Raw genomic sequence first — 22,150 nt, 5'->3', positions numbered from 1 at the left:
TTCATTATCTTAGTGTCACAATCGTCACCTGGCATCTGGCACCATTAACAATAGCAGCTGAACTTTGAGCATTCAGGACTGCTAGTGTAATTGAAGAGACTGTCATAAGATCAATAACCGTAGTCGAAGTGTGATTAGCGTCGGAGCCGCTTGTTGCTAGTGTCAGAGTTCCTGGTATCACTGTATCTGGAGGACCCGGAAACACACCTCTAGCGAACTGAAAGGACTTATCCCGCTCGGACCCTACAGAATAGATGGCTAGATAAATATGACCGCCAGCCAAAGTGAATATTCCTGTTGTGGTATCAAGTGATATATTGTTACTTCCACCTGTAGGAATAATGGTGTTGAAGGGAACCGGGGAATTCCCATTAACAGTAGGAGTGCCGCTGTCGATAGTGGCATTGGCAAAGTCACTGGATAATCCTGCTGCCCCAGTCGCTCCTGTGACAACCCCTGTAGCGCCGGTAAAGCCTGTATTGCCAGTGAGGCCTGTAGCGCCGGTAATGCCCCCTGTAACGCTGGTAACGCCGGTAGCGCCAGTGAAGCCTGTGTCACCGGTAACGCCCCCCGTGACGCTGGTAATGCCCGTAACTCCAGTAAAGCCTGTGTCACCGGTAACGCCCCCCGTGACGCTGGTAATGCCCGTAGCGCCGGTGAAGCCCGTGTCGCCGGTAATGCCCCCTGTGACGCTGGTAACACCCGTGTCGCCAGTCGCACCCCCCGTGATACTGGTTACGCCCGTAGCACCGGTGAAGCCTGTGTCGCCGGTAACGCCCCCTGTGATGCTGGTAACGCCGGTAACGCCGGTGAACCCTGTATCCCCAGTAGCACCGCCTGTAATACTTGTTGTGCCCGTAACACCTGTGAAGCCCGTGTCACCGGTCACGCCGCCAGTGACGCTGGTCACACCCGTGTCACCGGTAACGCCCCCCGTGACGCTGGTCACGCCCGTAGCGCCGGTGAAACCCGTATCGCCGGTAACGCCCCCCGTGATGCTAGTCACGCCCGTAACGCCAGTGAAGCCCGTGTCGCCGGTCACGCCTCCCGTGACGCTGGTAAGGCCCGTAACACCGGTGAAGCCTGTGTCACCGGTCACGCCGCCGGTAACGCTGGTAACACCCGTGTCGCCCGTAATGTCCCCAGTGACGCCCGTCCCCCCCGTGTCACCGGTAACGCCTGTGTTTCCGGTCACGCCCGTGTCGCCAGTAATACCTGTTGCTCCGGTGAAAGCTGTAGCGCTGGTAACACCCGTTGCGCCTGTGAATCCCGTAACGCCCGTAACGCCAGTGAGGCCGGTCTCGCCCGTGGGTCCAGAAGTAACACCCGTTGGCCCGGTGACACCTGTAAGTCCAGTGACACCTGTCGATCCGGTGACACCAGTAGGTCCAGTGGCACCTGTAGGTCCGGTCACACCCGTGTTCCCGGTAACACCGGTATTTCCAGTATCGCCTGTGGCTCCGGAGACGCCTGTATGACCGGTAACCCCTGTGTTCCCGGTCATGCCCGTGTTTCCGGTGATACCTTCGGGTCCGGTGTTCCCGGTAACGCCTTGTGGAGCTACAGTAGCATCTGGACCGGTCGGGCCTGTGATACCTGTCGCGCCGCGTTCGCCAATCTCTTGCCATGCAGTCCAGTTCACTCCGTTATCTGGACTGCTGCGATAATAAAGGGCAGGATTGGAGATATAAATCTGCTGAATGAAAGACCCAACCCGAGATACATACAGGGTCCAGACGGCTCGATGCGCTACTGGCGGACTGTCAACAGGGGGGAATCCATGAGGATCGTTGGAACTGTAGACTCCGGCTTGGGTAAATGAGCCTAAGGGGTAATAAGAAGGATTCTCTGTGAGGGGAACTGCTCCTACTTCTGCAGGGTCCAGCACAACATCTCCAGTCAGGCCATTGACGCTGGTAACAGGACTTGCAGCACCCGCAGGCCCAACAGGACCTGAGGGACCAATCATGCTGGGAACACTTGAAGCAGCCTCCAGCTTGGAATCAAGCATCATTTCCTGACGGAGAATGGTGCCCAGTAACCCTTGTGCGCTATTGTTCACCGCCAGAATCTGTGCCAGAGTGGCAGGTGGACTGGTGAGTCCCGGCAGTGTACCCAGTGCGAACTGGATTTTCTCTCCTTCTGTATTAATAATATGAGCCAAACCGAGTTCTTCCATGGCAATGGAAGAGAACAACATATTAATTGCATCGTCCCGCGTCAATGTAATTGACGGAGTTATATTGGGAACATTTGGCGTTGACAAATAAATACCTCCTTCATAATTGGGTAGTTCAGTATATGTCGATACTCAATTATGGGAAGGAGTCTAGCCTATTCTAGTTATGTAGTTTGTTCATGGGATTTTTGGTACGGAGCGCCCGATGTTCTGGCAGATTGCAACGGATCGGACACTCCCCGGTGGAGGGCCTTTCTAACGGAAGAAGAGCAGCCTGGCAGCCTGAACGCCGAAATAGAAGCCGAAGCCGACCAGCGACAGGCCGGACAGGACGGAGATTGCCTTCAACACCCGGGGCGTCAGGAACTTGCGGAACATGCTGGAGGCTGCGGCCATGGTCACATCCCAGAGCAGAATCCCGAGGACGATGGCACCGCTGTAGATCAGGAGCTGTTGCATCGGGTATTCGTTGACCGCCTTGGCTAAGATGGAGCCGTAGATGCCTAGCCAGAATAGGATGGAGAGGGGGTTGAACAGCGACATCAGGAACCCGGACACGAAGGAACTGAACAGTGTGACCCCGCTGCCCCTCGTCTCTGCTGTCTCAATCTGCCCAGAATGCAGGATGCTCTCTACTCCGGTGTAGACAAGGACAAAGAACCCGAACAACCACAGGAACGCCTTGATGAAGGGGGCATCCAGCAGATGAATCATGCCGAAATATACCAGCAGCATGTAAATGATATCGGCGCTGACCGCACCGAGGCCGACTGCCCAGGAATGCATGAAGCCTCCGCGCAATCCCTTGTCGAGCTGCGCCGCATTGATGGGGCCGATCGGTGCCGACAGGGATAAACCCAGAACCATATAACCTATAAATATGTTAATGTTGTCCACCTCCTTGATATAGCTAACTTATTCAGCCAATGTCAGGATTAGGACAACCAGCAAGAGGCCCGCGGATGACCGCCTACACGCATAAGGGGCAATTCGTTAAGCAATAATAGGCAGATGTGAAATCAGATGGAGGAATGGAATTAAATGCTTATTAACGTAATCATCGGATGGATTATTCCTTGGTGTATTGCCAGTTATTTTCTCAGACAAGACAGCTCAGTTATCCTGCTCATCGCACCTATTGCAAGTGTAATCGCCTTTGTGTTCGATGAGGTCGGATACCATATGAAGTGGTGGAGCATTACCCCGGCCGGCTCGGGCATTCTATCCTTTCTTCCCTATAATCTGGGGATATTTCCGGTGGTCTCCTGTCTGCTTATCTATACGGTAAGGAGGTCTTCCCTGAATTCGCTGCTGCTTCTCCTGCTCTTTACGTTCTGCAAAACTATGTTTGAGTTCTGCCTGGTGTTAAGCGGGAAAGTAAGCTATGCTCACGGCTGGAATCTGGGCTGGACGTTTGTATCTTATTTACTGGCTTGTTCGTTATGCTACGTCTGGTATCTGATTGTTAAGGGCAGGTTCCTCTTCAACTAATTCAGGTTCCACAGTAGCATTCCGATTCAAGGGTATAAATGCAGTCGTTAGACCGAGAATAAACAGGATGCGAAACTAATTGAAGGTGGTTCGACGATGAAAGGGTCAAAAGGGGCATTAATTGCACTATCATCCATCCCGCTGATTATGACACTGGGCAACTCCATGCTGTTGCCGATTCTGCCGCAGATTTCCAAGGAGCTGCGGATCAGTGCTTTTCAAGTCAGTATGATCATCACGGTCTATGGCCTGATCGCCATAGTGATGATTCCCATTGCCGGGTATTTATCGGACCGTTTCGGGCGGAAAATCGTTATTCTGCCCAGTCTGCTGCTGGCTGCCCTGGGCGGAGCAGGATGTGTGGCCGCAGCCTGGTTCTTCACGGGAATCACTGCGTATTGGATCATACTGGCCGGACGCTTGGTTCAGGGGATTGGAGCCGCAGGCGCTTTTCCCATCGTGCTTCCGTTCGTAGGCGATCTGTTCAAGGATGAGAAGGAGGTCAGTAAGGGGCTCGGCCTGATCGAGACCTCCAACACCTTCGGCAAGGTGCTGAGCCCGATCCTGGGAGCTTATCTGGGAGCTCTATTGTGGTACGCTCCGTTCATTGCCATTCCGGTCCTGTGCCTAATTTCGTTCCTGCTGGTGATCTTCCTGGTCAAGCAGCCGAAGACCGGGGAGCAGGCAGTCAAGACAAGCCTTAAGCAATTCCTGACCGGGATCAGAGAGATTCTGCATGAGCGGGGGCGCTGGCTGTATGCCATCTTTGCGATTGGCGGCATCTGTATGTTTGCAACCTTCGGGGTATTGTTCTATTTATCGGAGATCCTGGAGTCGAAATATAACCTGCATGGCGCCTACAAAGGTTTCGTGCTGGCCATTCCGCTTGCTCTGCTGTGTCTGGCCTCCTACGGAAGCGGCAAGATCATCGGGAAAAACAAGCAGCTTATGAAATGGCTCGGCTTCGGCGGCATGGCCTTACTGACAGCCTCCACGCTAGTGACAGGTTTCAACGAGAACATCTATTACATGGTAGGCTTCCTGAGTGTAAGCGGAATCGGGATCGGGGTGGTTCTGCCCTGCATGGATGCGCTGATTACAGAAGGAATTGAGAAGGAAAATCGGGGCACGATTACTTCCCTGTACAGCAGCATGAGATTCATCGGGGTTGCGCTGGGACCGCCGGTGGTGTCACTCTTAATGAACCGGGGACACTGGACCTTGTTCGGCACCATGGCTGGTGTCGGCGCGGTCGGCGGCCTGCTGTCCTTCTTCGCGGTGACTCCCAGTAAGGAGGATTCGGAAGGAGAAGGCCAGCCGGAGCGAAGCCAGTATAAGCCGAAGAAAGCGAACCCATTGCGCCAGCGTGCACGGTAACTTAAGATCATATCAACCATATGCAAGCATAACCCATTCTTCACATTCCTAATATAACATGGTATATTAGGATGTGTCTTTGAGAGAAAGTGGTAATGGAGGTGCTTGAATATGGCCAATGACTCGGGCTCGATCCCGATGTATGAAATGATTTTTAGAACGCTGCGCGAACGGATCACACAACATGAATATAAAGCCGGGGACCGGGTTCCCTCCGAGAAAGAGCTGTGCAGTGAATTCGGGGTGAGCCGGATTACAGCCAAGAAAGCCCTCAAGCTGCTGGCCGATGAACAACTGATTATCCGCCAGCCGGGCAGGGGCTCCTTCGTCGCCGATGCGAATTCGTTATTAATGAAACCGTTTGATTTCCAGCAGCCGCCCGGGACCCCCGGCAAGAAACAGATTATTGGACTGGTCATTACACACTTCAGTGATATGTACGGTACCGAGCTGATCTACGGGATGGAAGAGGCTTCGCGGGACCATGACGCCTTCCTGGTGGTGCGGCGGTCGTTCGGGATTCCAGAACTGGAAGAGAAGGCGATTCAGCAGCTTCTGGGGATTGGTGTGGATGGGCTGATTATTTTTCCGGCACAAGGCGAATACTTCAGCGCCGAGATTCTGAAGCTGGTCATTCAGAAATTCCCGTTCGTCATGATTGACCGTTACCTGAAGGGGATCCCCGCTTCGTCCGTCAGTACGGATAATGTGCAGGCCGCCAAGGAGGCAACCCGTTATCTGTTCGGGCTGGGACACCGGCATATCGGATTCCTGGCTCCGCCGCCGGCGAATACCACAGCCATTGAGGAACGGATCGACGGCATTATTGAAGCTCATGTGGAGCATAATCTGCTGTTGAACCGAGAGCTATGGATGGAGACGATTACGTCCACCATGCCGAATGTCTTCGACCCGCAGGCCCGGATCGGAGATGTGGACAGGCTGGTGGAGCATCTGCGGAAATATCCGCAGATTACGGCATTGTTTGCTGCGGAGTATGACATCGCTTTGCTGGTGGAGGAGGCGGCAGGCCAGCTGGGACTGCGCATTCCCGAAGACTTGTCCGTCATCTGCTTCGACAGTCCCGATCCGCATGAGGGCTGCCGAATGACGCATATGCGTCAGAATCAGTTCAGCATCGGCAAGCAAGCCTTCGAGAATGTGCTGACGATGCAGGGACAAGAACAGCCCATCACCCGGATTCTGTTGCCGGCTCAATTCATTCCTGGCCGCTCAACCGCACAGGCGCGGCAGGAGTGAGTTGGTTGGTGTGAGGACCAATGTGCCTGAAATGGCAGAATGCCCAATGGCCGGAGTGAGATTAAAGCCTTCGTTTGCGAAGGCTTTTTTGTCGTTTCGGTATGTAGGTTCTTCATTCCACCCCCATCAAAGTAATTTCCCCATACATAGAAATAACATATCTGTACATAATATTTATACCATTAGATCAGGATAGTCTATAAATATACCAATAATATATTGACATGTTTATAGTATTTGTTTACTATGATGAAAGCGTTTGAAATATTGATATATACTATTTGGAGGTGCAACATACAACCTTGAAACTGCAGAATGAAATTCCAAAGTCCGTCCATGATTTGATCGAGAGGGTACAGAGAGAGCTTCCAGACTCTTCCAAGCTGGCCAAGATGTTCGAGGACTGCATCATCAATACGATTGGTACCACGATTTCACCAAAAGCGGACGGGACCACTTTTGTTATAACAGGTGATATACCAGCTATGTGGCTGCGTGATTCCGCGGCGCAGGTCCGCCCGTATCTGCTGCTTGCCGCCGAGGACCCGGGGATGGAGGCGATGATCGCGGGGCTGGTGAAGCGGCAGATGAATTATATCCTGCTTGATCCGTATGCCAATGCTTTCAATGAAACGGCGAACGGCCACGGACATCAATCCGATCTGACCGAGATGAGCCCATGGATCTGGGAACGTAAATATGAGATTGACTCGCTGGCTTATCCGATTCAGCTCAGTTATCTGCTATGGAAGAATAGCGGCTGTGTCACGCAGTTCGATGAGACCTTCCGCCGGGCTGCCTTTGCGATCCTGAAGCTGTGGAGAGTGGAGCAGCATCATGAGACCAAGTCCCCGTATACCTTCCAGCGTCTGGATGCCCCGCTTACGGACACACTGGCCAGAGAAGGCAAAGGCAGTGAGACCGCATATACCGGGATGACCTGGTCAGGCTTCCGTCCAAGTGACGATAACTGTGAATACGGGTATCTGATTCCGTCCAATATGTTCGCTGTCGTTGTCCTGCGTTATCTGGAAGAGATTGCCCGTGAGATCTACGGGGATCAGGAGCTTGCAGCATCCGCGAAGAAGCTGGGCGATGAGATCAATCAGGGAATACAAGAGCATGGCATCTATAATCATCCCGTATATGGGAGAATCTATGCTTATGAGACGGATGGGCTGGGCCACTACAATCTGATGGATGATGCCAATGTTCCAAGCCTGCTGTCCCTGCCGTATCTGGGCTACACCGACGAGAGTGACGAGGTGTACCGGAATACCCGGAAGTTCATTCTGAGTGAGGATAACCCTTATTACTATAAAGGACGCGCGGCGGAAGGCATCGGAAGCCCGCATACCCCGGAGGGTTATATCTGGCACATCGCATTGTCGATGCAGGGCCTGACTTCCCCGGAACGCAGCGAGAAAGCGCGCTTACTCCAGCTCATTCAAGACACGGATGCCGGAACCGGCCTGACCCATGAAGGCTTCTCCGTGGAGGATGCTTCACAGTTCACCCGTCCATGGTTCTCCTGGTCGAATATGCTGTTCAGTGAACTGATTATGGATTATTGCGGTTTTCGGGTGTTGAAGTAGCTCTGGTACGGTTTGATCTGCGGAAGAAACGGCTTAGCCGTTCTTCCTGAAGCTTTTATGAAAGCGTTATGAAACCATAAAACAAAGGGGCAAAGACAAATGAAAACAAATAAATTAAAAGTAACGATGACAGCGGCCATGGCTTCCCTTCTTCTGTTGACAACGGCCTGTTCAAGCGGCAATTCCAATGCGGGTTCGGGAAATGCTGGAGGCAAGGAAGAAGTCACCATTACCTTCCGTTCGTCAGGCTCAGAAGACACATTGGCCAAATATTTCAAATCCGGGCTGATTGAGAAATTCGAAACCGCGAACCCGGATATTAAGATTAATATCGCCCCGGTACTGGCCAGTGAAGGGGACTATACTTCCAAGATCGTACTGCAGATGAAGTCTCCTGACACAGCGCCGGACATTGTGGCTGAAGACACCTCAATCATCAAGTCGGATGCGGCAGCCGGCTATCTGGAGCCGCTCGATACACAGGTTGCAGGCTGGAGTGACTGGAAGGACAAGTTCATTGAGAACCTCAAAGAAGGGGTAACCGGTGAAGACGGCAAAGTCTACGGCGTTCCGGCCACCTCCGATACCCGGGGAATCTGGTATAACAAAGAGCTGCTGGCGCAAGCGGGATTGCCGGTGCCTTTCAAGCCTGCGAACTGGGAAGAAGTACTTCAGGCCGCACGCACCATCAAGGATAAGCTGCCGGGTGTAACCCCGCTGAATATGATCGTGGGCAAGTCCAGCGGAGAAGGCGTAACCATGCAGACCCTGGAAATGCTGCTGTATGGAACGAACGACACGCTCTATAATGACCAAACGAAGAAATGGGTGGTAAACAGCCCGGGTCTGCTTGACTCCTTCAAATTCATCAATCAGGTATTCAATGTGGATAAAACAGGACCAACGATGCAGGTTGCCCTTAACGGACAAGCCGGCAGCATTGCCTTCCAGCAGCTCTTTCCGCAAGGCAAGCTGGCTATGGCGGTGGATGGAAGCTGGGCAGGATCGACCTGGTTCGAGAACGGCGCGGCTCCAATTGCAAATGTAGCAGAGAAGATGGGCTTCGCCCCGTTCCCGACGCAGAACGGTCAAGCCCCTGGGGCCATCACCATGTCCGGCGGCTGGGCCTGGTCGATTCCGGCACAATCGCAGAACAAAGAAGCGGCATGGAAATTCCTTGAATTCCTGATGAATCAGGAGAATGCTACAGGACGCGTAGTAGCAGAGGGCAACCTGAGCCCGCGTAACGATTCCGTGGATGTAGCAGGCTATACTGACCGTTCGTTTACCGCCGAAGCTCAGGCTTTGCTGGAAGTGGCTAAATTCCGTCCGGCCAATGATCAGTATGCTACCGTATCCGCACAGCTTCAGAGCATTGTAGAGAGCATTGCATCCGGCAAGCTTACACCGGAAGATGGCGTGAAGCAGTTGAAGGATAACGTAGCCCGCTCGCTTGGCGAAGATAAAGTAGAAGTTAAATAGAGGATTTGAGAATTCGGATAAGAGGAGAAGCGATTCTCCTCTTTCGGATTTGGAGGGGGAGTGACCTATGAAAAGAAAGTCGCGGGGCGCATTTTTATTTCTGTCGCCTTCTGTCTTGCTGCTGCTGATATTCTTTATCGTACCGATTATTCTAACGATTTGCTTTGCCTTTACCAATATGGCCTTGACGGGGAGCGCCGCCCGTAACCTGCAATTCATCGGGTTCCAGAATTTCACCAACATGTTCCAGGACCCGGATTTCCGGATCAGCGTCTTAAGAACCTTGGTCTTCCTGATTTTCTCAGCGGTCATCGGCCAGGTCGTGCTCGGCTTCATTCTGGCCTTGTTAATGAAGGAGAAGAATGTAACCTTCCGCCGGATCATCGGCATTATTGTCATTGCGGGCTGGGTTACACCGGAGATCGTAGTCGCCTTCTGTATGGTTGCGTTCTTCAGTGATAACGGGTCCCTCAATCAGATCATCGGCTGGTTTGGCATTAGCCCGGTCTCCTGGCTGTTCAGCTTCCCGATGGTGAGTGTAATCATTGCGAACATCTGGCACGGGACCGCTTTTTCGATGATGGTCTATCAATCGGCACTGGATGAGATTCCTAAGGATATCGAGGAAGCCGCCACTATCGACGGGGCAAGCAACTTCAAAATTCTAAGCTACATCACCATCCCAATGGTTAAAGGTTCGATTGTCACCAACATGATGCTCGTAACGCTACAGACGCTGGGCGTATTCACACTGATCTATACCATGACCGGAGGGGGCCCGGGTACGGCCACTCAGACCTTGCCGGTATTTATGTACAATCAGGCCTTCGTCAATTATCAATTCGGATACGGTACCGCGATTTCACTTGTGCTGCTGGTGATCGGAATTGTTGCAAGCTTGTTCTACATGAAATCAATGAAAGTCAAGGTCTAACCCTGAAGGAGGTGCATCACTGTGGTCAAGCATAGGCTTCAACGTAATATACAATACGGCATTCTGGTGGTTCTGGGACTCTGCTTCCTGCTGCCGTTATTCTGGATTCTGCTCGCTTCGTTTGATACAAATGCCCAGCAGGGTATAAGGTTCCCCAATTTCACGCTGGATAACTTCTCGGCAGTGCTCGGAGACAGCGGCAATCTGCGCTCGTTCGGCGTGGGTGTCATTCTCTCCGGAGGTCAGGCGACCCTGGTCGTCCTTGCATCCGTACTGGCTGCCTATCCCTTATCCCGTTATGAGATGCGTTTCAAAAAAAGCTTTCTACTCAGCATCCTGTTCATGACGGCGCTGCCGATTACGGCTGTCATGGTTCCGGTATTTCAAATGTTCCTGTTCTTCAAATTACAGAATTCAATCTTCGCTACCATGCTCTTCCTCACTTCATCTTCCCTTCCGTATGGCATCTGGATGATGAAGAGCTTCATGGACTCCGTGCCGATTGATCTGGAGGAAGCAGCATGGATCGACGGAGCCTCGGTATGGGGCGGATTAAGAAGGATCGTTGCCCCGCTCATGCTTCCGGGTATCGCAACGATTGCCATCTTCACCTTCTCAGGCAGTTGGGGCAACTTCTTCGTGCCGTATATTCTGCTGCAGACGCCGGAGAAGCTGCCGGCATCCGTCACGATCTATCAATTCTTCGGCAGCCACGGCATGGTCGAATATGGCAGACTGGCTGCCTTCTCACTGCTCTATACGATGCCTTCCGTAGTGCTGTATATGTTCTCCCAGCGGTATATGTCCAAAGGGTTCAGCATGGGCGGAGCGACAAAAGGATAATGGAGGATTACCCCTATGACTAAGCACAAAAAGGCGCATATCATCTCGCATACCCACTGGGACCGCGAGTGGTATATGCCTTATGAACATCATCATTTGTTATTGATTGAACTGATGGACAAGCTGCTGGATACGCTGGATCAAGACCCGGAGTACCGTTATTTCCACCTGGACGGACAGACGATTATCCGCGAGGATTATCTGCAGGTCCGTCCGGAGCAGAGAGAACGGCTGGACCGCTATATCCGTGAAGGACGCATTCATTTCGGTCCGTGGTACGTGCTCCAGGACGAGTTCCTGACCAGTGGGGAGGCGAATCTGCGCAATCTGCTGATCGGGCATATGGACGCCAGACCCTTCGGGATCATCTCCAAAACCGGCTATTTCCCTGACTCCTTCGGCAATATGGGCCAGGCACCGCAGATTCTTCAGCAGGCCGGAATTACGAATGCCATCTTCGGACGCGGCGTGAAGCCGACAGGCTTCAATAATGAAGTCAGCGAGAACGATACCTACGAGTCTCCTTATTCCGAGATGATCTGGCGTTCGCCGGACGGCTCGGAGGTGCTGGGCGTGCTGTTCGCCAACTGGTACTGCAACGGGATGGAGGTTCCGGCCGATCCGGTGGCCGCCAAGGCTTATTGGGACAAGAATCTCGCAGACGCCGAGAAGTTCGCTTCTACTCCGCATCTGCTGTTCATGAACGGGTGCGATCATCAGCCGATCCAGACGGATCTGTCCGAGGCCATCCGCACCGCCTCCAGCCTGTATCCCGAGGTAGAGTTCGTGCATTCCAACTTCGACGAATATCTGAAGGCGCTGGGGAATAATCTTCCCGGCGATCTGGTTACAGTGGAGGGCGAGCTGCGCAGCCAGCATACGGATGGATGGGGGACACTGGTCAATACGGCATCCTCGCGGGTATACCTGAAGCAGTTGAACCAATCCGGCCAGACCCTGCTGGAAAAGGTGGCTGAGCCGCTGGCGGCGTTCGCCGCGCTGGCAGGGGTGCAGGCTTATCCGCATCATCTGCTGACGTATGCGTGGAAGACGCTGATGCAGAACCATCCGCATGACAGTATCTGCGGCTGCAGCGTGGACGAGGTACACCGGGAGATGGTGACCCGGTTCGCCAAGAGCAGCCAGATGGCTGAGGCGATTGCCGCCCAGAGCGCGGCGGCACTCACCGAAGCCATCGATGTCTCCTCGGTAGCGGCCTGGGGACCGGAAGCCGTTCCGTTCACCGTGTTCAATACCAGCGGCTGGTCGAGAAGCGGAACCCTAACGGCGGAGCTGATTACGGCGAAGAAATATTTCCCGCAGGGACCTACGCCACAGTCTCTGGCGAAGGAGCTGGGGCAGGAGCCGCTGCCACAGTGGCTGGTAAGGGACGAAGAGGGTAAAGTAATTCCGGCAGAGATTGAGGACCTGGGCGTCCACTTCGGGTACGAGCTGCCGAAGGACCGCTTCCGCCAACCATATATGGCGCGCAAGGTCCGGGTAACCTTCCCGGCAGCGGATGTACTATCGCTGGGCTACCGCACGTATGCTCTGGTGGCCGGAACCTCTGAATCAGAAGCGGCTCCGCTAGACGCAGTTCATGTGCAGGGCCACACCATGGAGAATGCCAAGCTGATTGTTGCGGTTGCTGATAATGGTACCGTGACTGTTACAGATAAGCAGTCCGGTGCGGTATATGCCGGGCTGAACGCATACGAGAACACCGGTGATATCGGCAATGAGTATGTCTACCGCCAGCCGGAAGGCAGCGAAGTGCTGACCACCGAAGGCTTAACGGCTGAGATCACTTGCATCGAGCAGTCCCGCTCGCGCGTGGTCATGCAGAGCGTGCTGCGGTGGGAGGTTCCGGCAAGTGCAGACGAGGCCTTCCTCACTGAGAAGCGGGAGATGGTTCCGTTCACGGAGCGCAATGCCGGGCGTTCGGAGGAGATGGTTTCGCTTGTACTGACAACCCATTACACGCTGGAAGCCGGAAGCGGAATGCTCCAGGTCAGAACCCGCTTCAATAACCAGGCCAAGGATCAGCGGCTCAGAGCCTTGTTCCCTACAGGACTCGAAGCGGATCATCACTATGCGGACTCCGTCTTCGAGGTGGCCAGACGTAATAACCGGCCAGCGGCAGAATGGATCAATCCGAGCAACGCCCAGCATCAGCAGGTATTCGTCAGTGTTGCAGACGGAGTCCATGGACTTGCCGTGGCGAACAAAGGCCTGAATGAATACGAGGTTCTGCTGGACGGGAAGAACACGATTGCCGTGACCCTGCTGCGTTCCTCCTCTGAGCTGGGAGACTGGGGCGTGTTCGAGACGCCGGAGGCCCAGTGCCTGGGCGAGCAGAGCGTAGAATATGCAATCATCCCTTACACTGGTGACGGCGCTGTATCCGGTGCTTATGCCCAGGCTTACCAATACCAGATTCCATGGACGGTCCTTCAGACCCAAGGCCCGGCTGCACGCGTACCGGCCGTCAATGGACGTCCGCATGCAGGCGGAATGGCTCTGCCGGTATCCGGGCAGTGGCTAAGCTGGAATGCCGAAGCTTCCCCGTTGGCCTTCTCCACCCTGAAGCTATCCGAGGAGACGGGCGATCTCGTGGCCCGCTGGTACAATCTGGGTGCAGAAGCGGCGGAGCTTAAAGTTACGCCATCCTTCAAGAGCGGGGCGGTCTACGAGAGTGATGTGCTGGAGCGCCGGGTCTCGAAGCTAGCGGCAGCGGAGCAGACCGTGGACGGCTACAAGATCGTCACGCAGGTGTATCAGCTGGAGGACTAAGCAGCACCCTGTTAGTGAAGTGACTTGAAATGGAAGTTAAGCGGTACAAACTAGATGCTCATTCAAAATTGAGCTTTGGTTTGTACCGTTTTTTCGTGCGCAATCCGGACAATCTGGTAGTTTTAGCGGATTTGGCGGACAGCTTGAGTCCTGGCTGCCGATGCTGGCGGATCACCGTCGGCGGGGTCCGGAATACGCACGGTAGTTCCACACCCAAGAGAGGGACTGCATTGCGCCAGCATGCGCGGTAGGCCAAGGGCCACAAAGTCCGTGGATTTTTTGGATAATTGGATAATCAAAACAACATCTCCTGAATACATTAACTTATATCAGAAAGTCACTATGGCTGAAGCCAATTGTGATTCTGTCAGGAGGAGCAAATATGAATTCATGGAATAGCAGCAGACCGGTCTTTGAAACAGATGTACGGGGAACGCATTATTATACCGCTTGGGAGGGGCACCGCAGATTTGGTTACGATCTGGTTCGTCATATGCAGCCTAACACAATAGTAGAATTAGGAACGTACTTTGGCGCTTCCCATTTTTCATTCTGTCAGGCCGTAAAAGATCACGGTCTTTCAACGAAAAGCTATGCGGTTGATACCTGGATAGGCGATAAGCATTCGGGAACCTATGATGAAGATTTTTTTCAGTCCGTGCAATCGTGCGCAACTATCTTTTACCCCGGCATTTCTCATCTGCTGCGTATGACCTTCGACGAAGCATTGAATGAATTTCCGGACAAGAGCATAGACTTGCTTCATATTGACGGTCTGCATACTTACGAAGCGGTTAAACATGATTTTGAGTCATGGCTGCCCAAGCTGGCGGATCAAGGTGTTGTTCTGCTACATGATGTTACCGTTGTAAAAGATGACTTCGGCGTCTACCGTTTGTGGGGAGAACTGCAGATGCACTACCCGGCGGTACAATTCGAACATTGCTTCGGGCTCGGTGTTCTGATGCCCAAGGGATACTCCCCCTTAACCTCTTCTATGGTGGCTAACTGGGGGAGAATCAAGCCGATGTATCCTTAAGTTACTACTGAAGCAACCTCGCTTCCTTCCGGATTAATCCGCTTCAAGCACACTTCGGATCGCCTTGACAACCAGCTCCGGCTGATCGTGAATCACCATATGACCGCTCTTCTCAGCGACAATCAGTTCACTGTTCGATGACAGTTTCAGCATTCCGCGTTGGCCGGCCTGCCAGATACCCTCAAGCCGGCGGCCGGCTTCTTCCGAAATCCCAAACGCAGCGTAATCCTGAGGCAAACCCCGGGCAATAATCTTCACCGGAAGGGAGCCGAAGTGCTGCCCACGTATCGCATCCTCGGTAGAGCCGGCCAGTGCTGCTTCCTGCTCCTTGGCGGTAAAATAGGCAGGCATGGAAATAACGTTAATGAACTGTGCCCGATCCTGCTCCGCAACCAGGCCCGCGAGGAGCTGGTCCTGGAACAGGCGAAGCGCCCCGGAGCGCTTGAGCAGGCTTAGCAGGGAAGCGCTGGGGTTACCGGCCACATTCTCTGCCTCCAGAATCGGCTTCGTCTCCCGGTCGTCATTCTCGGGTCTGGTATCAATCAGCACCAGCCCGGTGACTTCCTCCGGGTAGGTCTGGGTGAACAGCCTGGCATACATGCCCCCGAGGGAGTGGCCGACCATCAGGTACGGGCCGGGAAGACCCGCATTCTTCAGCGCGGTATGCAGCTCACGCACAATGTTGGCGCCGGAGCGTTCCGAATCCGCCGGTTCACTCCAGGCATATCCCGCCCGGTCATAAGTGACAACGGTGGCTTGTTCGGCTAATTGTTCAGGAATGTCTCTCCATGACAGGCTGGTTTCACCGCTGCCTGCTTCCAGAATAATGGTGGGGGCTCCTGCCCCAGATTGGCGGATGTGCAGGTTATAGCCTCCGGCATCCACCAGTTGACCTGGTGCAGGATAGTTTTTACGGGCAGTGGTAGAGGCGATGGCCTCATACAGGAAGCCCGAGCCTGTGACAAGCAAGGACGCAGACATAAGGATTAGCAGGAATTTGAGCAGTCTGCTCCGCAGCTTCGGGGCAGGAGTCTTCGGGTGACTGGAAGAGTTAGTCATGGTAGTAGGTACGTCTCCTTTTTTAAAATACAATTGTATTATTTAAAAAACAGTATAACAGCCTGTCCCGCAATTAAGCAATTGCTGAGACCTGGAAAAATAGCGTCTCCACAGCCGGATCTGCCGGTCGCGTAGAAGAGCTGTGCCTTCAAGTCTGCCGGACCAGCCGTTTAAGTCCCCCTCCACAAGGGTAAAGTACAAACAAATAACCCGGAAGAGAAAGGCGGTAAGCTTATGTTGTGGGGATTAATCGGACTTGTAGTGGTGGTATGGCTGTTAGGCCTTATCTTTGATTTCATGGGCAATATGATCCATCTTCTGCTGTTTGTCGCAGCGGTCCTATTCGTGATTAACTTGTTCAAGGGACGGTCGCGGAGATAACGGGAAATGAGTGGATAGGTGAAGCTGAATGTTCACAATACACAGTGGCTGCGTTAGGCAGCAAAGCATGTGTCCCTATGAAGGCGGGCATGTGCTTTTTTCGGTGCTTTTGCGAAGAGGGAGGGGCCCCACTCCACAGTCCGTAACATTGTGGAGTATCCTGCAAGAAGTGCAGGAATATTACCCAACAGAAGCGGGCGATGCTGAAATCCTGCATGAAATGCAACAAAACCAACGCTAACTTGCTTTAAACACCGGAATTCCTGCAAATGATGCAACAATGTAGCGTAGCCGGTAACATTTTTAGAGGAATCCTGCAAAATGTGCAACAATGCGATCCATAGCACTTTCATTCGTTAGGATGATTTTGTTCTGTTCAGTCTGGTGCATGTCTGGACACCTATTCCCCGGTTGCCTATAATAAATGAAAATGAATGAAAATGTACATGGAGGAGAATCAATGCGTAAACCGATCATCGCCGTCGATATGGATGATACCATCTGCCATCTCGTCAAACGTGCGATATACCACAATAACATTGAGTTTCCTACACATCCCCTTCGCTACGAAGATATGATGGATTGGAACACGGATCATCTGCGCCACCCGGACAGCACCATGGATCTGTTCTTCGGCAGACCCGGCCTGTACGAGGAGCTGGAGCTGTTCGACGAATATGTGGTGGAAGAGATGGAGAAGCTGCACAACGCCTATGATGTTATTATTGTGACGGCCGCTGTCCCGAAGACGGTGCTGGAGAAATGGAACTGGCTGCAAAAGCATATGCCGTATATCCCGGCCGACAATTTCTTCACCTGCAAGCGGAAGCATCTGATCGGCTATGACCTGCTGATTGATGACGGCCCGCATAACCTGCTGCCTGCCGTACAGGCAGGGAAGAAGGTGCTCTGTATCCCGCATCCGTGGAACCTGAGGGCACGTGAGCAATACTCTTTTCCGCTGATGACCTCCTGGGAGGGTGCATCGGCGCGGGTGGATGAGATTTTGCAGGCGTAGGGTGAAACTGATCTTAACATGATTAATTGCTTGAAGATGAGCCTCGCTGCTGCGGGCTTATTCTGCTATGTCCGGGATACTTTCGCCGTCTGTACTGCCATAAATCCGCTGTCGAACATTATCAATATTTGCGGTATGATGGGTGTAACTTTGCGTTTCTTGCTTCAAGGAGGATTGCAGTTTTGTATAAAGGGTTAAAGAGTAAGGTTAATCAAAGCAAAAAGCTGAGTCTCACCACGCTGCTCACAGGTTTGGTGACACTGGTGGTTCTGCTAACTTCGAGTATTCTTCTGCTCGGTTCGTATGAGTCCAAGAAGCGGTCCTTAATGGAGACCACGCTTCATCTGAATTACCTCAATGCTGATCGTATGTCGAGGACCATGGATTCCTTATTTCAGTCCATGCACGGGACTCTGGAATACAACGCCGCCAGGCTGTCTGACATAGAAGCTATGCCGCCGCAGCAAGTGAATGATTCCCTAGATCTGATGCGCAGCAGCAGCAATTTCTTCAATTCCATCACTGTGGTCGACGCCAGCGGATTCATCCGCCATGTCTCACCTGCCAGCATAGGGACTACAGGCAAGCACATCACCTCAGAGAATAGCAAGGAAGCATTAGCGCTCCGCAAGCCGTATATTTCTTCCCCTTATTTGACGGCCAATACCAAGCGGTTAATCGTATTTTTGAGCCAGCCCATCTTCGATGCTGCGGGAACCTATGCTGGAATTATTAGCGGCACCATCTATCTTCAGGAGAATAATGTGCTGTCTGAGATTTTTGACAATGGACAGGAGGATGATTCGGGGGTTTATTATTATATTGTGGATTCAGAAGGGCATCTGGTGTATCACCCGGATAAAACGCGGATTGGCACAGATGTCAGCATTAATGAGGTTGTGCAGCAGCTGATGAATAAGCAAAGCGGAGAACAGCGTGTCACGAACACCCGGGGCATCGAGATGCTGGCCGGTTATTCCAGTGTGCCCGCCAATGGCTGGGGAATCGTGGTTGTCTCCCCGATTAGCCAGATTCATAAGGAGCTGATCGGGCATTTCCGTACCCTGATCGGGTATTCCTCCTTACCGTTCATTCTGCTGCTGTTGGGCGTTATTCTGCTGGCCCGCAAGTTTGCGCGTCCCTTCGTCTATCTGGCAGATGTCGTAAGCAGAATGGGCAAGCAACAGATAGAGCTGCAGGAAGCGAAGCGGTATTGGAGCCGGGAGGCGTACTTACTGACAGACGGGGTGTCACTTGCCCTGGCCAATATCCAGCAGCAGACTGAGCAGTTGACCCATGAAGCTGCAACGGATGTGCTGACCGGTCTGATGAACCGCAGATCCCTGGAACATACGATTAACCAGCGGATAAGCTCCGGTGCTCCCTTCTCGCTGGTGATGCTGGATATAGATAAATTCAAGCTCGTCAATGACACTTACGGCCATAACCTGGGTGATGAGGTTCTGAAGCATGTTGTCCGGGTCATCGTAACCTCGCTTCGCCCGGATGATATCTGTTACCGCTACGGCGGGGAAGAATTTGTTATTCTGCTGGCCCGGACCACGCCTGCTGAAGCCTTCAGCGCTGCTGAGCGAATCCGTCTTGCGGTTGAGCGGAGCCAGGGGCCGATTGCGGCGAGGCTTACGGTTTCACAGGGAATTGCCCACTACCCTTCCCATGCTGCTGACCTTACGGAACTGCTTGTGAAGGCGGATCAGGCCTTGTATCTGGCGAAGAGCAGAGGGCGCAACCAGTCCGTGATTGCGGAGCAATAGCAGGAATTAGTTTGAATGGGTGGACTATCGCGCTTTGAGCGCTTTTGCGTTATAATCGAGAAAAATTTCCTGAAGGTGGAGCAATGTGAGAATTGGTACAAAAAGATTACGCCTTCAGACCGCCATCACCCTGATGACCTGCGGCATCGTCGTGCTGGTGCTGCTGATTGTGTATGTAATGTTCGGCATGAGATTCTCCGAAGAAGCCCGGGCTTCTCTGGAGAACAAGGCCATCACGATTGCCCGCACGGTCTCGCGCACGCCGGGAGTGGTGGACGGGCTGCTTGCAGAGTCCGATTCCGGCAGCATCCAGCGTTATGCAACCGATATTAGCGCCATCAATGACGTTCAATTCGTGGTGGTCATGGATATGGGAGGGATTCGCCGTTCCCACCCCGATCCGGCCCTGATCGGCAAGCATTTCATGGGCGGGGATGAGACCGATGCACTGCATGGCAAGGAGACCATATCCGTGGCTGAAGGCTCGCTTGGTTATTCTGTGAGAGCGTTCTCACCGATCTTCGCCGCTGACGGCAAGCAGGTTGGAGCAGTAGCTGTAGGCATATCGCTTGGCAGCGTCCGTTCCGCCGTTCAGCAGAACCGCTGGATTATCTACTCGGGCATCCTGGTCGGCGGGCTGATGGGGATATTCGGTGCCATCCTGCTCGCCCGCAAAATCAAGCGGATGATGTTCGGCATGGAGCCGGGAGAGATCGCCAAGTTATTGGAGGAGCGTAGCGCCATGCTGCAATCGACCAAGGAAGGGATTCTGGCCGTCGATAAGGAATCGCGGATTACCCTGGTGAATGCCGAGGCACGCAGGCTGATGGGCAGTGTCGGCTTGAACCAGGAACCGGTAGGTAAGCAGGCCGGGCAGTTTTGGCCGCTGCTGCGGATGGAGAAGGTGCTGGATACCGGTGAAGCCTTGCTGGATAAGGAAGTGGAGCAGAGTGGCATTACGCTGCTGGTGAATGTGGTTCCGGTCCGGGTGAACGGAATCATCGAAGGGGCTATTGCCACGTTCCGGGACAAGACCGAGATCAGTATTCTGATGGAGCGGCTCTCCGGCATCTCCCTGTACGCCGAGGCACTGCGTGCCCAGACCCATGAGTTCATGAACAAGCTGCATGTCATTATGGGGCTGAATACGATGCGGCGGTACGACCGGCTGGAAGAATATCTGACGGATATTGTACAGAGCATCCAGACAGAGGCGGATTCAGTAGTCCGGCTGGTCAAAGACCCGGTGATGGTCGGCTTCCTGCTCGGCAAGCTCAGCAGAATCAGGGAGGCCGATGTGCGGCTGGTTATCCGGGATGATGGGTTGCTGCCTGAAGCGGCGGATCACGAGGTGGCGCGGGAGCTGGTCACGATCGCGGGCAACCTTCTGGACAATGCGCTGGAGGCTCTCCAAGGCGCGGACAACAAGCAGATCGAGATGGGGTTCCGGCATAAGGACAACCTGCTTACCCTTAAGGTCAGTGATAACGGGACGGGCATATCGTCGGAGAATGGAGATCACCTGTTTGAGCAGGGCTATTCAACCAAAGGCGGAGACCGGGGCGTAGGGCTGTATCTGGTGCGGCGAAGTGTAGACAAGCTGGGCGGTACGATTACGTATGACAGCCTGGAGGGGGAAGGCACCGAATTCACGGTGCAGATTCCGTATAGAGCGAAGAATTAAATTAATCATGAAAAGGGTGGATAGCCCATGAAGAGTGGTGATAACGATTATGATAAAAGTACTTATCGTTGAAGATGATCCTATGGTATCGGAGATGAATAAGTTTTATGTGCAGCAGGTGGAGGGCTTCCGTGCCGATGGCTGGGCCAGCTCGGCGGAAGAAGTGCTGGGTATGCTGGAGAAGCAGGCCTATGACCTGATCCTGCTGGATATTTACATGAAGGAGAGCAACGGGCTGGAGCTGCTGTCCGAGATCCGGCGCAGAGGCGTGAAGATTGATGTCATTGTCATCTCGGCCGCAAGCGACAAGGAGAGCATTCAGGAAGCGCTGCAGAACGGAGCGGTGGACTACTTGATTAAGCCGTTTGAATTCTCCAGGCTCCGGGCAGCGCTTAATGGATACAGGGAACAGAACAAGCTATTCCGCAGCCAGGAGCGGCTGAACCAGTCGGAGCTGGACAGGCTGTCCCGGTTCAAGCAGGAACGGACGTCCTCGCAGGAGCTGGCCAAGGGCTTCACCCGTCAGACACTCCAGACGATCTGGCGTGCCGTGGAGGCCTGTGGCAGCGAGCTGTTCTCCGCTGAGGAGATCTCAGCGGTATCCGGCATCTCCCGCGTCTCCGCCGGCAAATACCTGATCGGGCTAACGGAGATGGGAGTGCTGGAAATGGACCTCGTCTACGGGAGCATCGGCAGGCCTGTGCAGAAATACCGGCTCGCTCCGAACGGTAAGGGATTGATTACTAAGTATATTTGAGTGTGTGAGAGTATGACTAACTAATTCTGGAGCTCCTGCCGTGCAACCTGCGGCGGAGCTTTTTGTATTGCGAAGACAGCGGAAGTGAGCTGGGAGGTGAAATGAAAGGGAAAAATCCCTTTGATTTGGTCGAAAGTGGGCTGGATGGGGAAATGAAAGGGAAAAATCCCTTTGAATCAGCCAAAAGTGGGGTGGGGAGCCGAAATGAGAGGGATAAATCCCATTGAATTAGCCAAAGGTTGGCGGTAGGCGAAAATGAAGAGCACTAATGCACCTGAATTAGCCAAAAGTCAGCGATAGGCGAAAATGAAGAGCACTAATGCACCTGAATCAGCCAAAAGTCGGCGGTAGACGCAAATCAAGAGCACAAATGCGCCTGAATCAGCCAAAAGTCAGTGGTAAGCCAAAATGAAGAGCACTAATGCACCTGATGTAATCAGGCTACCTCTGCAACTCCCTGATACTAACTATGTTACCTGCCTC

The 22,150-nt window shown here is 53.3% G+C and carries 17 protein-coding genes; 14 read left to right on the top strand and 3 right to left on the bottom strand.

The window, feature by feature from the left end:
* Positions 1 to 4: 4 nt before the first annotated feature.
* Together MKY86_RS21410 and MKY86_RS21405 are read right to left on the bottom strand one after the other, a co-directional pair.
* Complete coding sequence (locus tag MKY86_RS21410; protein ID WP_076084134.1) at positions 5 to 2,266, bottom strand: beta strand repeat-containing protein; 2,262 nt, start codon at positions 2,264 to 2,266, stop codon at positions 5 to 7.
* 168 nt (positions 2,267 to 2,434) lie between these two features.
* A complete protein-coding gene (locus MKY86_RS21405) occupies positions 2,435 to 3,046 on the bottom strand; it encodes a LysE family transporter (RefSeq protein WP_340827446.1) in 612 nt (203 codons plus the stop codon).
* Positions 3,047 to 3,220: 174 nt separating this feature from the next.
* Between MKY86_RS21405 and MKY86_RS21400 the strand changes: the two genes are divergently transcribed.
* From MKY86_RS21400 to MKY86_RS21360, 9 genes are all read left to right on the top strand, one after another.
* The gene (locus MKY86_RS21400) at positions 3,221 to 3,670 is read left to right on the top strand and encodes a CBO0543 family protein (protein WP_076084137.1); all 450 of its coding nucleotides are present in this window, start codon (positions 3,221 to 3,223) and stop codon (positions 3,668 to 3,670) included.
* 96 nt (positions 3,671 to 3,766) lie between these two features.
* Positions 3,767 to 5,047, top strand: coding sequence for an MFS transporter (locus tag MKY86_RS21395; protein ID WP_076084140.1), 1,281 nt, complete (start codon positions 3,767 to 3,769; stop codon positions 5,045 to 5,047).
* A 111-nt stretch (positions 5,048 to 5,158) separates the two neighbouring features.
* On the top strand, positions 5,159 to 6,307 hold the full coding sequence (locus MKY86_RS21390) for a GntR family transcriptional regulator (protein WP_076084143.1): 1,149 nt from the start codon (positions 5,159 to 5,161) through the stop codon (positions 6,305 to 6,307).
* 302 nt (positions 6,308 to 6,609) lie between these two features.
* A complete protein-coding gene (locus MKY86_RS21385; protein WP_445669905.1) occupies positions 6,610 to 7,902 on the top strand; it encodes a glycoside hydrolase family 125 protein in 1,293 nt (430 codons plus the stop codon).
* A gap of 99 nt (positions 7,903 to 8,001) precedes the next feature.
* Positions 8,002 to 9,384, top strand: coding sequence for an extracellular solute-binding protein (locus tag MKY86_RS21380; RefSeq protein WP_076084146.1), 1,383 nt, complete (start codon positions 8,002 to 8,004; stop codon positions 9,382 to 9,384).
* Between the two features lie 67 nt (positions 9,385 to 9,451).
* Positions 9,452 to 10,318 carry a carbohydrate ABC transporter permease gene (locus MKY86_RS21375; RefSeq protein WP_076084149.1) on the top strand — a complete coding sequence of 289 codons (867 nt, stop codon included), beginning with the start codon at positions 9,452 to 9,454 and terminating at the stop codon, positions 10,316 to 10,318.
* Positions 10,319 to 10,339: 21 nt separating this feature from the next.
* Positions 10,340 to 11,161 (top strand): carbohydrate ABC transporter permease, encoded by an 822-nt coding sequence (locus MKY86_RS21370; protein ID WP_076084152.1) that lies wholly within the window; start codon positions 10,340 to 10,342, stop codon positions 11,159 to 11,161.
* Between the two features lie 15 nt (positions 11,162 to 11,176).
* The gene (locus MKY86_RS21365) at positions 11,177 to 13,954 is read left to right on the top strand and encodes an alpha-mannosidase (protein ID WP_076084155.1); all 2,778 of its coding nucleotides are present in this window, start codon (positions 11,177 to 11,179) and stop codon (positions 13,952 to 13,954) included.
* 382 nt (positions 13,955 to 14,336) lie between these two features.
* A complete protein-coding gene (locus MKY86_RS21360; protein ID WP_076084158.1) occupies positions 14,337 to 14,993 on the top strand; it encodes a class I SAM-dependent methyltransferase in 657 nt (218 codons plus the stop codon).
* Positions 14,994 to 15,026: 33 nt separating this feature from the next.
* Here the strand turns inward: MKY86_RS21360 and MKY86_RS21355 are convergent, their stop codons facing one another.
* Entirely contained in the window at positions 15,027 to 16,052 is a 1,026-nt protein-coding gene (locus MKY86_RS21355) for an alpha/beta fold hydrolase (protein WP_143803866.1), read from the bottom strand.
* A gap of 234 nt (positions 16,053 to 16,286) precedes the next feature.
* Between MKY86_RS21355 and MKY86_RS21350 the strand changes: the two genes are divergently transcribed.
* The 5 genes from MKY86_RS21350 (at position 16,287) to MKY86_RS21330 (ending at position 21,667) form a co-directional block, all read left to right on the top strand.
* On the top strand, positions 16,287 to 16,433 hold the full coding sequence (locus MKY86_RS21350; RefSeq protein ID WP_143803867.1) for a lmo0937 family membrane protein: 147 nt from the start codon (positions 16,287 to 16,289) through the stop codon (positions 16,431 to 16,433).
* A gap of 460 nt (positions 16,434 to 16,893) precedes the next feature.
* The gene (locus MKY86_RS21345) at positions 16,894 to 17,451 is read left to right on the top strand and encodes a 5' nucleotidase, NT5C type (protein ID WP_076084161.1); all 558 of its coding nucleotides are present in this window, start codon (positions 16,894 to 16,896) and stop codon (positions 17,449 to 17,451) included.
* Between the two features lie 182 nt (positions 17,452 to 17,633).
* Entirely contained in the window at positions 17,634 to 19,226 is a 1,593-nt protein-coding gene (locus MKY86_RS21340; RefSeq protein WP_076084164.1) for a sensor domain-containing diguanylate cyclase, read from the top strand.
* 85 nt (positions 19,227 to 19,311) lie between these two features.
* Entirely contained in the window at positions 19,312 to 20,910 is a 1,599-nt protein-coding gene (gene dcuS, locus MKY86_RS21335; RefSeq protein ID WP_076084167.1) for a DcuS/MalK family sensor histidine kinase, read from the top strand.
* A gap of 49 nt (positions 20,911 to 20,959) precedes the next feature.
* Positions 20,960 to 21,667 carry a response regulator gene (locus tag MKY86_RS21330; RefSeq protein WP_076084170.1) on the top strand — a complete coding sequence of 236 codons (708 nt, stop codon included), beginning with the start codon at positions 20,960 to 20,962 and terminating at the stop codon, positions 21,665 to 21,667.
* Positions 21,668 to 22,150: the final 483 nt, after the last annotated feature.

It is taken from the genome of Paenibacillus sp. FSL R7-0333, from assembly GCF_038000365.1.
Classification (GTDB): Bacteria; Bacillota; Bacilli; order Paenibacillales; family Paenibacillaceae; genus Paenibacillus_AQ; species Paenibacillus_AQ silagei.
This window is presented reverse-complemented; position numbering and strand designations above follow the sequence as displayed.

Coding starts and splice junctions, on each gene's coding strand:
- MKY86_RS21405 (WP_340827446.1), bottom strand. CDS start 3,046: ATGGTTCTGGGTTTATCCCTGTCGGCACCGATCGGCCCCATCAATGCG.
- MKY86_RS21400 (WP_076084137.1), top strand. CDS start 3,221: ATGCTTATTAACGTAATCATCGGATGGATTATTCCTTGGTGTATTGCC.
- MKY86_RS21395 (WP_076084140.1), top strand. CDS start 3,767: ATGAAAGGGTCAAAAGGGGCATTAATTGCACTATCATCCATCCCGCTG.
- MKY86_RS21390 (WP_076084143.1), top strand. CDS start 5,159: ATGGCCAATGACTCGGGCTCGATCCCGATGTATGAAATGATTTTTAGA.
- MKY86_RS21380 (WP_076084146.1), top strand. CDS start 8,002: ATGAAAACAAATAAATTAAAAGTAACGATGACAGCGGCCATGGCTTCC.
- MKY86_RS21375 (WP_076084149.1), top strand. CDS start 9,452: ATGAAAAGAAAGTCGCGGGGCGCATTTTTATTTCTGTCGCCTTCTGTC.
- MKY86_RS21365 (WP_076084155.1), top strand. CDS start 11,177: ATGACTAAGCACAAAAAGGCGCATATCATCTCGCATACCCACTGGGAC.
- MKY86_RS21360 (WP_076084158.1), top strand. CDS start 14,337: ATGAATTCATGGAATAGCAGCAGACCGGTCTTTGAAACAGATGTACGG.
- MKY86_RS21355 (WP_143803866.1), bottom strand. CDS start 16,052: ATGACTAACTCTTCCAGTCACCCGAAGACTCCTGCCCCGAAGCTGCGG.
- MKY86_RS21350 (WP_143803867.1), top strand. CDS start 16,287: ATGTTGTGGGGATTAATCGGACTTGTAGTGGTGGTATGGCTGTTAGGC.
- MKY86_RS21345 (WP_076084161.1), top strand. CDS start 16,894: ATGCGTAAACCGATCATCGCCGTCGATATGGATGATACCATCTGCCAT.
- MKY86_RS21330 (WP_076084170.1), top strand. CDS start 20,960: ATGATAAAAGTACTTATCGTTGAAGATGATCCTATGGTATCGGAGATG.